This window comes from Lentibacillus kimchii (assembly GCF_042666895.1).
Lineage (GTDB): Bacteria > Bacillota > Bacilli > Bacillales > Amphibacillaceae > Lentibacillus > Lentibacillus kimchii.
On the sequence record NZ_JBHTGR010000023.1, the window covers coordinates 1 to 14,050 of the forward strand.

The 14,050-nt window shown below is 39.6% G+C and carries 11 protein-coding genes and 1 pseudogene; 2 read left to right on the plus strand and 10 right to left on the minus strand.

All coding sequences use genetic code 11. The annotated features are described in order from the left end of the window. Positions 1 to 222 precede the first annotated feature (222 nt). From ACFQU8_RS09195 to ACFQU8_RS09235, 9 genes and pseudogenes are all read right to left on the minus strand, one after another. On the minus strand, positions 223 to 1,131 hold the full coding sequence (locus ACFQU8_RS09195) for a polysaccharide deacetylase family protein (protein WP_382358983.1): 909 nt from the start codon (positions 1,129 to 1,131) through the stop codon (positions 223 to 225). Between the two features lie 144 nt (positions 1,132 to 1,275). Continuing rightward, positions 1,276 to 2,163, minus strand: coding sequence for an anti-sigma-V factor rsiV (locus tag ACFQU8_RS09200; RefSeq protein WP_382358985.1), 888 nt, complete (start codon positions 2,161 to 2,163; stop codon positions 1,276 to 1,278). 21 nt (positions 2,164 to 2,184) lie between these two features. Continuing rightward, positions 2,185 to 2,679 (minus strand): RNA polymerase sigma factor, encoded by a 495-nt coding sequence (locus ACFQU8_RS09205; protein ID WP_382358987.1) that lies wholly within the window; start codon positions 2,677 to 2,679, stop codon positions 2,185 to 2,187. 1,045 nt (positions 2,680 to 3,724) lie between these two features. Then, positions 3,725 to 4,372, minus strand: a complete 648-nt coding sequence (locus tag ACFQU8_RS09210; RefSeq protein WP_382358989.1) for a class F sortase — start codon at positions 4,370 to 4,372, stop codon at positions 3,725 to 3,727. A 27-nt stretch (positions 4,373 to 4,399) separates the two neighbouring features. Then, positions 4,400 to 5,755, minus strand: a complete 1,356-nt coding sequence (locus ACFQU8_RS09215) for a copper amine oxidase (protein WP_382358991.1) — start codon at positions 5,753 to 5,755, stop codon at positions 4,400 to 4,402. 147 nt (positions 5,756 to 5,902) lie between these two features. Beyond that, positions 5,903 to 6,673: an anti-sigma factor gene (locus tag ACFQU8_RS09220; protein WP_382358992.1), complete on the minus strand. Its 771-nt coding sequence runs from the start codon at positions 6,671 to 6,673 to the stop codon at positions 5,903 to 5,905. Beyond that, positions 6,663 to 7,229: an RNA polymerase sigma factor gene (locus ACFQU8_RS09225; RefSeq protein WP_382358993.1), complete on the minus strand. Its 567-nt coding sequence runs from the start codon at positions 7,227 to 7,229 to the stop codon at positions 6,663 to 6,665. Before ACFQU8_RS09225 ends, ACFQU8_RS09220 begins: the two co-directional genes overlap by 11 nt. 332 nt (positions 7,230 to 7,561) lie before the next feature. Then, positions 7,562 to 7,870: pseudogene (locus tag ACFQU8_RS09230) on the minus strand (IS3 family transposase); the annotation flags it as partial. A 361-nt stretch (positions 7,871 to 8,231) separates the two neighbouring features. Continuing rightward, the gene (locus tag ACFQU8_RS09235) at positions 8,232 to 9,662 is read right to left on the minus strand and encodes a serine hydrolase domain-containing protein (RefSeq protein ID WP_382358995.1); all 1,431 of its coding nucleotides are present in this window, start codon (positions 9,660 to 9,662) and stop codon (positions 8,232 to 8,234) included. A 204-nt stretch (positions 9,663 to 9,866) separates the two neighbouring features. On the opposite strand from ACFQU8_RS09235, the gene nagZ reads away from it, so the two are divergent. Together nagZ and ACFQU8_RS09245 are read left to right on the plus strand one after the other, a co-directional pair. After that, positions 9,867 to 11,600 (plus strand): beta-N-acetylhexosaminidase, encoded by a 1,734-nt coding sequence (nagZ, locus tag ACFQU8_RS09240; RefSeq protein ID WP_382358997.1) that lies wholly within the window; start codon positions 9,867 to 9,869, stop codon positions 11,598 to 11,600. Between the two features lie 387 nt (positions 11,601 to 11,987). After that, the gene (locus ACFQU8_RS09245; protein ID WP_382358999.1) at positions 11,988 to 12,992 is read left to right on the plus strand and encodes a DUF3231 family protein; all 1,005 of its coding nucleotides are present in this window, start codon (positions 11,988 to 11,990) and stop codon (positions 12,990 to 12,992) included. Between the two features lie 707 nt (positions 12,993 to 13,699). On the opposite strand, the gene ACFQU8_RS09250 is transcribed toward ACFQU8_RS09245, so the two are convergent. Further along, a complete protein-coding gene (locus tag ACFQU8_RS09250; RefSeq protein ID WP_382359001.1) occupies positions 13,700 to 13,909 on the minus strand; it encodes a hypothetical protein in 210 nt (69 codons plus the stop codon). Positions 13,910 to 14,050: the final 141 nt, after the last annotated feature.

The following is a 14,050-nucleotide window of genomic DNA, read 5'->3' on the forward strand; positions in this document are numbered from 1 at the left end:
GTTAAAGCAGCAGCAGGCTGCTTAGAGGAATTTTAAAAAAATACACATTAGAAATTCTGCAGGTCTTTGCGTTTTTAATAAGAGCAATTATGAAATTGATTCAAATACTTTCTGCTCGCTTTTCAGCTTTATGACAACTAGCAACAAGGAACACCAGCATAACTGAGGAACATATCACCATAACCCGCTTAATCACTATCATTCTCTCCTTCTCATGGGCAATCAGTTAATGGGATGGCAGCGTCCTGCGCATCTAAATGTTAATGCAGCCTTTTCGTTTGTTATGTTTTTGGTTTTATAGCCTTCACGCTGCAAATAGTTTAATAGTTTTGGTAAATGTTTAATCGTCGCTGGTTTATCATGCAGGAGCACGACTGGTGTCTCATTAGCCTTCTCAAGCCTTTCTATTTCCTGAATTGTTCTCTCCACAAAACGTTTATCCTTTAGTTTCCAGTCCTTGCTATCCACATTCCAGTCCCATATGTTAAAGCCATTCTGATGCAGTGAATCCCGCATTCCTTCCGTCAAATAGGGAATACTGCCATAAGGAAGACGAACAAAGTTAGACGTTACGCCAGTTACCTTTTGTAAAATGCGCTGACTTTTAGTCATTTCGTTTAATGGTGCTGCTGTCGAGCTATATACTTGCTGAACGCTATGTGTCATTCCGTGCAAGCCCACGCCAAATCCTTCATCCACCATTCGGTTCACAACTTCAGGATGTTTTTTTATGTTTGGTCCTAACATAAAAAAGGTCGCTTTGACTTGATATTGATTTAGTACGTTCAGCAATTGGCTGGTCTCAGGTGATGGCCCGTCATCGAATGTTAAATAAATCGCCTTCTCCTGTTGATCCTTTTCATGTTGTTTTTCTTCTTTTTTGGCCTGTGCCTTTTTCCGTTCTTGTTCTCTCTTGTATTTTATGGATTGATGAAGCTCAGAATTGGAGAAGTCCTGTTTCTCACCAGACGATACTGATAATTGTTCTGCTGGTAATGATGAGATGGACTTTTGATCAGAAGCCTCTTTTTTATTTATGCCCATAAACCCGACAAGCAAGAGTAATAGGGTGATAAAAAGAAGTGATACCATTGTTTTGCCTCTCCGGTTTAAATGTCTGCGTTTGTTCAATTGATATCTCGCCACCTAACTTTATTATCTTGCTATCATAAGGGGTGACAACTTTTTTATATCATTCGAGTACCACTTATGATTGTTTTTTGTGAAAATCCAATAATAGCATCCGCCTCTAGTTAAAAGGTGGAGGATAAACGATTATTTAATGTACGCGTTTCCGACCAGCTCTTTCTCTATTTTCTCCGTTGGAATAATAAACTCAGCAGTTCCCATATAGCCAGGAGCCACTTCATAGTCATTAAACGTGATGACTAATTTTTGATCGTTATTTATATAAAAGCTTTGCTTCTTATCAATATGATCAAATACACCATCCGGTGGCAGATCTTTCACGCCTGCATCACGTACCCAATATATTTTATTCGGGTCTTCTTCCATTCGTTCCCGCATTTGATTCTTAATGACGGCACTAATCGTGTCTATATAGTCATCATTTTTGAACAGAATTGGCAGTGTCAGCATAATTTCCTTTTGTTTATCAATCGTGTCGTATTTCGTTACTTCATAAGAAGATGCTTGTGTTTTCTCAATGGACCTCTTGATTGACAGAATTTTATCGTTATCTGTCACTACTTCATAATTAGATTGTAGTTGTAAGTGACCGCCATCTTTTTCGTCAAGCTGATCTCTTTTTTCCAGGAATGATTCATATAGCTGTTGACTTTCATCTATATACTTCTGATTCAGACTATTTTCAAGGTCTTTATTATCAAAGTTTCTTACCTTGGGAATCTTTAAATCTGCGCTATAATGACGTTCATTCACATGAATCTCTTGTATCGTTAATACTTGTATGATAGATCCAACAACAGGTATTTTCGATAAACTTCCGGCAAACGCAGGGCTTGTATTAATGCTCACCATAAACATGAGAATCGCTGCGGCTAATCCAATGATCCATTTCGGATTCGGACGGCGTGGTTTTTTTATTTTACGGTTGATCGTATTGTGAACCACCTCATCCAGCTCCTTGGGAATGGGTGTGTCCATATAATCCTTTCTTAATCGTTTCAACTTCCAATTCATAAGTTATCCTCCAACATAGTCTTAGTCAGTGAAATCATCCATTTGTATATGTAATAGATCCAAAGCTTTATATAAACGCGTTTTGATCGTGTTTTTATTTTCATTAAGAATGTCTGCTACGTCATCTATTTTCAGATCTTCAAAAAATTTCAATACAATAACACTTCTAAACTTTATTGGCAATTCATCTAACCGTTTCCTTAGATCTATATCTGAATAGACGTCATATTTACCAGGGAAAAGATTCTCTATAGTTTCGTCATCAATCAATGTTACACGCTTGTTCTTCCGCAAAAAATCCAATGCTGAGTTGACAACTATTTTATAGAACCAGCTATTTACCGACTGATTTTCTTTTAAGGAGTTTTTTTTGCGGATTGCTTTCTCAATTGAGTCTTGAACGATATCCAGAGCATCATCAACATTTTTTACATAACTAAATGCTAATCGATAGAACTTTTCCTTGTTGTCTATAATAAATGTTATAACTGTATCCGCTGACTTGTTTTTCTTCATGAAGAAAGAGCTCCTTACACACACCTATGCGTATCTTCTAAGTGTTGTATAACGTTACACTATCTAGACGCATGGGAGAGAGAAAAAGTTTTATTTTTTATGGTCAAAGTTTATACTTTATTTAACTTACCTTGAGGAAGTGTTGATTTGGTGACATGCTATTAGCACGCTCCCATGATTGAATTTTTCATGTATCATGGATAAGCTTGGCCATTCAATTAATCAAATCACCAAAAATGTGCACCTCCACGTCACGCAAGAAATAAAAAAGAAGCCTCTCACAAGTTTGCAGAACTCATGAAAGACTTCATGTGATCAATCCCTGACCACTCCAGTTATTTTGTCAGACTGAATGCTGGCATGACGGGGGCGTAGGGCGTCGTTTACATCATGCCGCCCAAACTTGATAAAGTTATTCAGGGTTTTATAAACACCTGGTTTTTTATCTTATTTTCCGCCATAAATTTCGTAAGCAATATCATCATCAGTTATTTTTTCATTACCCTATGGATTTTTGTATTATGATGACTTCTGGCTCGTCTAGTTAATTTTAAGTTTATATCTAATTGATAATACATATGATCATTTGTAACCGTCAAGTAGTTTTGAACACTTTTTGCTCATTAATTTTTGGTGTATTCATGTAGAAGGTTAATAGAATTTGGGGTGACTGGCAAGGCTCTTTTTTATAATCGACTTCTACGGGAACGTCCTTCATCATTAACTTTTGTGACATTTTCAATCTTGCTCAACTGTTGTTACAAGCTCATCAATACTATGACAGTCTATTAATGTTTTCTATTACAATTGTTCAACCCCCAATCCCGACATCCACTGTGGTCCTTAATCTCCTGATATGTTCCCTGGCATTTGCCAAATTGATATCAATGAGGACCTTTTTGCCTGTTATTCAATTGGGCTTTCAAGGACGTTTCATTTTAATATCTATCCTTAGACGCTGAGAACTTTAAGCATCTTTTATAACGCTAAGGAGACGATTCCAATTTAGGATCCGCCTCCTCATTTCACAGTATCACTCTTTCAGTTATTCTTTTAATTCTGTATAAACAACGAGACGATCAACATGGCCGCCCTTTGACCTGTCGAAGGCACCCGTGCATGTAACTAGGTTCAACATTCTCCTTGAGGTATAACCGAAAATATCTTTCACCGGTGCATCATCCATTGGAAAAACCTGCTTATCGACGACTTCAAATACCAATTTATCCCCTTCGTCATTGAGGATTTCCACTTCGTCACCTTCTTGCATATCTTCCAGGTCAAAGAATACACCAGGACCTGTTTTATCATCGACATGACCGGCAATAACAGCGCTTCCCCGTTCACCTGGTTTTATTCCACGATCATACCAGCCAGTAATCCGGAAATTATCGGGAACGGCCATTTCGCCGTTTTCCATCATACCAACTTCTTCAACAGCCGAATCAACACCAATACTATCAATTTGAATGGTCTCCGGGACAACCCCGTACTCAGGATCTGTTATGACCGGTGATGACTCTGTTTCTATATAGTCATTATCCTGAGGTTCGGCTGAATCATTTACTTCCCGGGCTGCCTCACCCTGACCATTTACCCGATCATTATTAGATTGATCGGAGGAGTCCGTGCCTTGCGTCTGTCCGCAGCTGACTAATACCATCAGCAGCAATATACTTATGACCTTCCACATCACACACGCCTCCTCCCAGGTAGAACATTATTTATCATGGTTTGATGTGGTATATTTCCGTATTGCTACAAGTGCCGCCAATGCAAATACACTTGCACCCAGAATCCATGCCCACATCATATTACTGTTTTGTTCAGCCATCGTACCCATTCCGGTATTAGGCATTTCAGACGGCATATCACTTGCAAACTTATCAGGATTCTGTGCTACGATTCCCGATGACAATAGCTTAGCTGCTCCATACATATGTCCGTATGCATCGCGTGTCTGGTTGAATGCTTCATCGTAGGAACCATTAGCATAGCTATCAAATGCCCCGATCAGCTGATTGACGTGTGTTTGAAGTCCTTCAGCCATGGCAGATGCTTCTACATTGCCGCCGGTCGCCTTTTCAATGAACGCTGAAAAGTCCTCCTTATACATTTGAAGGTTATCCAATGCCTCTTGTTTAGCTTCTTCATCTTCTTCAGCAGTTGCGTTTACATAATCGACAAAATAACCGATATGCTCTGACCACATGTCGTTAAACGCCTGACCGGCTTCATCACCGTACACAGAAGCAATGGCTGCACTCAAATCCTCCGTGTTGCCGCTTAATGCATTGGTTGATGCTTCAAAATCCGGCGCACCTTCAATCCCATTTTGCATGGCAATGGCTGCGATGCCGGCATGCTCTGATAAAAGTTTACCTAAATTTGACCGTAGATCTCCTGCAGGTGTCACGGCCATGGTGTTATTAAACTGATCCGGCATTTGATCAACGACAGCTGATGACAATCCCTTTGCTACCATATGCATATGTCCGATTGCTTCACGTTCATGATTATACGCTTGCTCATAATCCTCGGCCACATAGCTGTCGAAAGCTCCAATTAATTGATCCACATGCATTTGCAGACTGTCCGCCAGTGATCCTGCTTCAAGGCGTTCATCTGTAGCCTTTTCAAGAAATTGGGAAAAGTCCTCACGGTATTGTGATAACTCATCCAATGCTGCCTGCTTTGCTTCTTCATCCCCTTCTGCGGTTGCATTCACATAATCAACGAAATAACCGATATGTGCACTCCACATGTCGTTAAAAGATTGACCTGCTTCCTCACCGTAAACTGATGCGATGGCATCCGATAAATCCTCAGTATTTGATTCCAAAGCGTCTACCGATTCTTGAAAACCCTCTGATCCATCTGCTCCGTTACGCATCACTTCAATGGCCAGGAATGCATGTTCACTCAACAAATGGCCCAAGTCGGCTCTCAAATCCAGTGCTGCGTTATCAACAGAAGGACTATTGTCAGATGTTTCTGCGCTCACCGGCATTCCAGCTGCCGAGAATATAAGCGCCGCACTTAATGGGGCTGCAACCAAAGTTCTTTTCCAATTCATCATGAATCCTCTCCCTTAAAAGATGTTGTTATTCTGTTTTGTGTTAAGCTAACGGGGTAAATTCATAATTGGATCACTATTTTTTTGAAAAAGTGAAGAAAAATCCGGAATGCACTGTCATGGGCGCATTCCGGATTTTTCTTTTTTCTATAGTGATGAACTCAGAAGTATATCTCCCTGGGGTGTTTGACTGTTTGCATCGGGTTCTTTAGTAATGGCTATCGTGTCAAAGTTTGTTTCTCCCTCATAATCCATAACGTAGGAGACACCGCCGTCACCGTCTTCATTTGGTACAAAGGTGCCGGCACGGTATGGCTGTTTATCCTTAAGAACCCACACTTGATAGGTTTCCTCATCTTCGAGCTCCTCTAATCCGCTCGCCTGGACAACCAGACTCGTCTGATTATTTTGGCCTATCATCATGGCAGTTGCCTGCGCTTTAACACCTTTAGATGGCTGCAAAGTCTTCACTGTTTCGAGCGTATCCCGTGAAACATCTTCTCCTGGTTCAGGGGCCTGTTCGGTCGCCTGCTCATCATTATTCGTTAGATAAATTACTGCCGCTCCGTTCCCAACTAAAGAAAGCGTCAATACTGCCGCGATTAATGGTCGATACCATCCTCTCCGCTTTTTAAATGGCTCATTCTGACCTTCCGAAACAGGAACTATATTATCCTTTTCATGCCCATCATCCGCGGTTTGCTTAATGACATTTGATAATACACGTCTTTTCATGCCGCTTGGAGGGTCAACAGGTTCACTGCTGTATGGGAGATCCTCGGTCAATTGCTCAAGTTCCACCAATTCTTTCCGACAATCGTCACATTCCAGTAAATGTGCTTCGAATGCTGCTTTCTGTTCTCCAGTCAACTGGTTATTAAAATAGTCAAGCAGACGATCACAATGGTTAGCCGTCATCCTGAACCCCCCTTTCATTCTTTGATGCCAGTATTTCTTTTAAATGCTTTAAAGCCAGCCGCACTCTTCCTTTAACGGTCCCTAGCGGTATATTAAATGTTTTAGATATGCTGGCCTGCGACATACTTTTAAAGTAAAATAGCTCAATCATTTTCTGCTGCTCTTTCGTTAATTGCTTGATTGCTTTCCGGACCTGTTCACCACACTCCTGCCATTCCACGGTTTCTTCGGGAGTCGGTTCTTGTGCTTGAAGAGAATCCCGTTCTTCCAGTTCATAGGCCGGATCTTTCTTTTTACGCAATAAATCAATACACGCATTCCTTGTTACCGTTAATAACCAGGAAGAGAACTTGCCTTTTTCTTTATCAAAACTTTGCTGCCTTGACCAAATCTTGGTGAATACATCCTGAACAGCTTCTTCTGCAAGAAATTTGTTATTGGTCATGCGATATGCAAAAGAAAATAGCAATTTTTCATATCGATCGTATAACTGTTCCAACGCGTCTTCTTCTTTATTCTGGATACGATAGAACAGTTCTGCATCTTGTTCTCCCATAACATTCTCCTTCTTCAACTCAATGACATATTTATTACGATACCATAATGGTTCTTGGAAGGAAAAAGGTATATACAGTAAACGGTTAAAAAAACATTTTGGATCACTATCTCAACTTTCGCAAACTAAAAACACGCTTTAAATGAGCTGCGGCACCCAGCACCATCTATTGGAATCTGGGTTATGTTCCTTGACAACATATCACAAGTGAATTTCATAATTCGGCTGAATTCCTTTTTGGCACAAGTCTTATAGCAAACGTTTCGGATGACAGTACTTGTTTCAACGTTCCTTGTTTCCAAGTCCTTACACCCTAGCTATCCATACTGAACTTAGATGTCCCCTGGAAGCTGGAATGCCAACACTAAGCTGAACAGATTTTTAAAGGGGCATCGACTTATATACAGTGGTGTTAAATAATTTAATGACCCATGAATCCTAATATTGTTGAACCAATTCACATAATCAAACAATTCTAGGTCAAGGGCTTGTTGGGTAGGGAAAATGGTTCCATTAACGAACTCCGTTTTAATAGTTTTAAACATGGCTTCAGCGACAACGCTATTGTGTGGACCGGCACTGTGACCAATAGTCTCACTATATAAGTCTACCAGAACGCAGATATAATGCCATTTCTGTTCAGCACATGCCGCGTTAGTTCTTCTTCCTGATTATCACGTGCTGGGACGAAGTATATGTGATCCGCCATAACGTTCACAAAAATGAACCCATTTATCAAAGGAGGAGACGTCAACTCGATTTCATTTCTGGGCTTCCTGAGATATGCAACTGGACAATTTGAGCTTTGAATTCTTTAGAAAAAGTTCTTCTTTCTCTTTTGGTCATTCTCCGACTTATATTGAATTAAGTCTATATGACCTTAATGAACTTGTCCAACTAAGTGTAACTTGTCCAATTGAAATCCAGTGCGCTGTTAGCTTGGCTGGACTTCAATTGAAAGGTAAATTATTGGAATTAAATGGATAGTATCGGAAGGTTAAGTCACTCGTGCCCCTCGTTCTTTATCTTAGGGATTTGTCTCGATGCAAATGCAATCCGATAAATTTTCCTCTCTTCATTTCTCATAAAATAAACAGGGAATTCCATTTCTCTCATAGGATATAAAAATTGATCATCCCCACTTGGCTTAAGCCTATTATCCGGCAATCCAGCACCTGCCAAACGGAGACTGCCATTACTCACATAAAATTCAAGGCTCATACCATCATCAGATATGAAGGTTCCTTCAAATTCTTTTAAACTTTCAAGTGTTAAATCTACATTTTCAGTGTTTAAGTATGATGTTTCAATAGACTTGCCCAAGTAACTGGTAAATGCACCAAAAAGCAGTTTTGTAGACGGTGCGCCTGCTAAGTTTGCAAGGGATATTCCTGTTAGATGGCATTCAGGCAAAATATTCATCTGAGCTGTTACGCCTTTCATATCTCCGCCATGATGAATGAGCTTGTATCCAAAGAAATCTGGAATGATCATTAAACCGTATCCATAATAGGTACCCTGTTCGCATTGGATGTGAGGTGTTGTCATTGACCTTACACTTTCAGTGGACAGAATACGCTCATCGCCAATCATTCCGTCATTCTGAATCACTTCCGTGAATTTGAGCATATCATTTACTGTTGACTTTAAAAATCCAGCTGCACGCATGGCTGGCGCATCCCAGGGGTTATTGGACCGGACTATTATCTCGTCACCGTCCTGGTTCCCCACGTCATATAAGACGGCTGCATCTTTATAACCTGGCAAGTCTTCAAGTTGAAAACCACTGTTATGCATACCGGCGGGCTGTAAAATGTTTTCCTGCACATATTGCTCATACGGTTTACCGCTAACCCGTTCGATAATCAAACCTAAAAGACCAAATGCATCATTTGAATAACTGAATTCAGCTCCCGGTGGTCCCAGCAGTGTAAAATCTGATTTTGCAATGGTATCCATTAATTCTGCATAAGTATCAATTGCCTGTATGGCATCAATTGATTCCTTTTGTTCTGCCGTGAATACTGGATCCTTCTCCATACTTTTTTTCACGGCCCCCATTAAAGTAGGCATTGGCGGAAGGCCTGATGAGTGTGTTAAGAAATGATGAATGGTCATTTGTTTTGTGTACGCGTCATTTGGTGTTCTGAATTCCGGTAAGTATTTAGTGACACATTCATTGACAGAAAGTTTTCTTTTCTCTTGTAACTGAAGAATAGCAATGGCCGTAAAAGCTTTCGTTATGGAACCTATTCCAAAGATGGTATCTGGCGATAACGCTAATCCAGCCTCCATATCGCGAAATCCAAAATGTTTTTCGTAAAACAATTCACCCTCTTTGGCTAATCCAAGCGAAAAACCAGGCACCTTGTATTTTTTTAAAAGTTCATCGCAGTATTGTTCGAAGTCATGGTTCAATGTATCCTGTTTCATCAAGCAAACCCTTCCCTTTATTTATTATTTATCACACTATTATACTATCATACATAACGCACGGCAATTCTCAATAATTGAACAATATAATTAATTTTTTCTCCAACTCTTTCACTCATATGTTAAAATTTTATAAATGATGTGAATGGAAAATAACACTGCAGCCTAAGTATAAAATGACTATTCGCGGAAGGAGGAACTACTATGATCAAGCGCATTACCATTATTAGTATCATTGCTGTTATCGCTCTTGGGGCAGCTCTCTTTTTCACCCGTTCATTGGGGGATAATACAAATGATAAACAAGCAAACCAACAACCAAAGAATTCATCATCGGCTCATGAAAAAGAAGAGGTTCAAGAGCCGGAAGCAGCTTTGGACAATATATTCGAATTAGCCAAACAAGGAAAAATTCCGGAAAGCAATATCACTGTCGGTGAAACGACTGTCGATAACGTTAAAGAGGTTTGGGGAGAACCGGATGAGACGACTAATACGGATGTTGGTCTTTTTTTGAACTATCCGTCACATGATATCGATGTCGGTATTACAAACGATGTTGTAACTGATATGCGTTCGTCGCAGGAAACAGTCACATCATTCGACCTGGACACGATTAAAACATATAAACAACCCGATAATACGCGTTACTATCAAGACGAAAATGTTAACCAAATTATTCTTGTTTATGACCTTTCCGATGATTATGTTTTGAAGTGGGTGTTTCCGAAGCCTGCGAACGATTCAGACAATCCTGATGTGGATCATATTTCATTATCGAAGGAAATAAACGAGGATGGTGTGAACGGCGAGAAAAGTGAGGATGCTGAAGAGAGTGATGACAGTTCCGGCGATGTGGGTGACAATGATATGAGTCTTGATGAAAAAATCGGACAAATGATCTTCAGCGGGGTCAATGGAACGGAAGTGACCTCCAAAACAAAAAATATCATCAAGAAATATCATGTTGGCGGTATTATTTTATACGACAAAAACATCCAAAGTGTCGCCCAAACTGTCAACTTTTTAAATGATATGAAGGCTGTGAATGCTGATAACCCTCACCCGTTATTGCTGGGAGTCGATGAAGAAGGCGGGAGTGTGACGCGAATGCCCGATAGGGTGAAAAGCCTGCCGACAAGCCGTTCGATCGGGGAACTGAACGACCCGGATGTGTCCTTCAATGTGGGCACGATTCTTGGCAAGCAACTACAAGCACTTGGCTTTAATTTAGACTTCGCGCCTATCCTCGATGTTAACAGTAATCCGAATAATCCTGTCATCGGTGACCGTTCGTTTGGAAACAATGCGAATATTGTCTCCAGGCTGGGCATTCAGACGATGAAGGGAATCCAGAGCGAAGGAATCATTTCAGTCATGAAACACTTTCCTGGGCACGGTGATACCGCAACGGATTCTCATCTGAAACTCCCGAAAGTTAATAAAAACTATAAGGAACTGTCCAAACTTGAACTGAAACCATTTAAGAAAGCCATTTCGAATGGTGCTGATACTGGCATGATCGCCCATATATTATTGCCAGCAATAGACGAAACTTATCCGGCATCCATGTCGGAAAAGGTGATCACAGGTATTTTGCGAGAAGACTATAATTTTGATGGTGTCGCTATCACAGACGACCTAACAATGGATGCAATTACGAATCAATATAATGTTGCGGATGCAGCAGTCCAGTCAGTCAAGGCGGGAGGCGATTTATTGCTCGTTGGACACAATCCCGATTTAATTGCCACCGTTTTCAATGAATTAAAAGCAGCTGTTAAGAATGGCGAAATCAGTGAAGACAGAATTGACGAAAGTGTCGAACGCATCACGCACTTAAAAGCAAAATACCACCTGTCGAATGAACAGACCCAGGTACCTGATTTTCAATCGATCAATGAGAGAGTAGAAACTATTTCACAGAAGACATCCTGATCAGCGTAAAGGGAACATGCCGGATTTGTTATATAAGAAGGCATTTAAACCTTGGTGAAGGCCTTGAACACTATCAAATGCTTATTCAGAAAACGGACGTTTAAATTGAATAATTGTGTGCTGGGATACCATTTAATTGAATAGGAAAAGGTATGACTTTCAAGCTAATAGCGTGTATTTTATTTTTAAAAGATGACACATTATAACTATCCAAAGGCTTGTGAAGGTTCTGGTCAGGAATCCTGAATACCTTTCAATATATGTCTTGTGAACCTTGAAACTTATGTTTCAGGGTTCCTTTTTTCTGTCTTAAAAAAGATATATGAATACTTTCTTATAGAGCATCAAAAAATATCTATAAACGATTCAGGAGGCTTTTAAGATAAAATGGAACATCAACCAAAATTAACGGCATCGGAAATCTCGAATCTTTGGACATCTTATCAAAATGATTCTATGGCCATTTGTGGGATTAAATACTTTCTAGCCAACATTGAAGATCCCGACATTCGCTCTGTTTTAGAATATGCTCTGGCCATTTCTGAGCAGCATGTTCAACGTGTCAAGGCTATTTTTCAATCGGAAAATTATCCGATTCCGGTGGGATTTACGGAACATGATGTTAATCTCAATGCCCCGCGCCTTTTTTCGGATATTTTGTATTTGAATTATATCCTTAATATGGGGAAATTTGGCCTTAGCTCATACAGTTTAGCTTTATCGCTGTCCTCACGCGATGACATCATGGCATATTATGAAGATTGTTTGTCCGAAACGGTGAAGTTACACAATTGGGCTAAAAGCGTGGCCAAGCAAAAGGGGATATATGTTCGCGCACCTCATATTCCGGTCCCTGAACAAGTCGATTTTGTTCAGAATCAAAGCTTTTTATCTGGAGGTTTGTTCGGTGACCCCCGGCCACTATTAGGTGTTGAAATCGGCAGTCTTGTTTACAATAGCGAACGAAATACACTTGGCCAGGCTCTTATTACCGGATTTAGTCAGGTTGCAAAGCATAGTGACGTTCGTCAATATCTTGAAAGAGGACGTGAAATCTCCGGAAAACATTTTGAAATATTTAATTCACTCCTTCATAAAAATTATCTTTCTGGCGCATCCCCTCTAACATCCGAAGTCACGGACTCCACCGTTTCTCCTTTTTCGGATAAGCTTATGATGTTTCATGTTTCAGCATTAGTTGCTTCCGGGATTGGCCAATACGGTATATCTATGTCGACCAGTCCACGTCGGGATTTAGGCGTCAACTATGCGCGTTTGATGGCCGAAATTGCCAAGTTTTCTAATGATGGGGCGAAAATACTGATTGATCATGGTTGGATGGAACAACCACCCGAGGCTGCGGATCGTCAAGAATTAGCTAAAAAGAAGTAGTCGATGTAGGCATGGAAAAATTGTTTTGGTCTATCGCGCTACCCGTTAAGAATAAGAAAGGACGTTTCCGCAGAAGTCAATAACTTTTACGAAAACGTCCTTGTATATAATTATTGTGAGGTTCTCACTTTTGCACAAGAGTAATCCCCTGTCATGACAAGGGATGGGGGCATAATTTACATCATGCCGCCCATTCTCCATCAAGATTTTCTAGCATTGACTTATATTCGTCCACCTTCAATAACTGGTGTTATTTTTTCAATAACAGAACAACCGTTTGTTTATGTTTGTTGCAATCTAATAAGAATGTGGTCAATTAAGTGGTCAAATTATATTACGTTATTCTAAAACACATACTACAGATTATTAATCAATTAATAGATTAATATCGGAACGAATAGCTTTCACTAAGTTTTCTCTATAATGCGCAAACGTAAAAATGTTTAATTCCAAAAGTGCTTTATAATCATCGACACCAGATATATAACATGGAAACAATATATTCTTAAGTATTGTCAAGGTCTTCTTTAGTTATATTCATAAATGCTGCTGGCATTTCATTCTCGAATACGGAATCGGAAACATCTATAGCAATTGTTTTCAACATTGTATAACCTCTCTTATAGTAGGTTAAAATTAAGACAATCATTTAAGCTTTTACTCGTTGAGGGCTATTGAATAACGTTAAACCAACCCTAATGTTGTCATTACCCGTTATTTTTCTCCTCTAAAAATAACGGATATGTTGAATACTCATTAAATACTTTAATTAACTTTTCTATAAAATTAGGATTTTTATTATAAAATGATGATAGTTCATATCGTTTACCACCTTTAGCTTCTTCTTTAACCGTTTCTTCCTTGCCATCTTTAATTATTTCGCAGTCAGAAACATATTCTAATCCTAAATCTCGCATTACCTCGTTGTTAATCGATTCAATCCAATGAGTAGTTATAAATGAATCAATTTCATAATTGCTCTTATTAAAAACGCAAAGACCTGCAGAATTTCTAATGTGTATTTTTTTAAAATTCCTCTAAGCAGCCTGCTGCTGCTT

Bases quoted from the DNA above. Each gene is read 5' to 3' on its own strand.
- ACFQU8_RS09200 (WP_382358985.1), bottom strand. From the start codon at position 2,163: ATGAATTGGAAGTTGAAACGATTAAGAAAGGATTATATGGACACACCC.
- ACFQU8_RS09205 (WP_382358987.1), bottom strand. From the start codon at position 2,679: ATGAAGAAAAACAAGTCAGCGGATACAGTTATAACATTTATTATAGAC.
- ACFQU8_RS09210 (WP_382358989.1), bottom strand. From the start codon at position 4,372: ATGTGGAAGGTCATAAGTATATTGCTGCTGATGGTATTAGTCAGCTGC.
- ACFQU8_RS09215 (WP_382358991.1), bottom strand. From the start codon at position 5,755: ATGAATTGGAAAAGAACTTTGGTTGCAGCCCCATTAAGTGCGGCGCTT.
- ACFQU8_RS09220 (WP_382358992.1), bottom strand. From the start codon at position 6,673: ATGACGGCTAACCATTGTGATCGTCTGCTTGACTATTTTAATAACCAG.
- ACFQU8_RS09225 (WP_382358993.1), bottom strand. From the start codon at position 7,229: ATGGGAGAACAAGATGCAGAACTGTTCTATCGTATCCAGAATAAAGAA.
- ACFQU8_RS09235 (WP_382358995.1), bottom strand. From the start codon at position 9,662: ATGAAACAGGATACATTGAACCATGACTTCGAACAATACTGCGATGAA.
- nagZ (WP_382358997.1), top strand. From the start codon at position 9,867: ATGATCAAGCGCATTACCATTATTAGTATCATTGCTGTTATCGCTCTT.
- ACFQU8_RS09245 (WP_382358999.1), top strand. From the start codon at position 11,988: ATGGAACATCAACCAAAATTAACGGCATCGGAAATCTCGAATCTTTGG.
- ACFQU8_RS09250 (WP_382359001.1), bottom strand. From the start codon at position 13,909: ATGCGAGATTTAGGATTAGAATATGTTTCTGACTGCGAAATAATTAAA.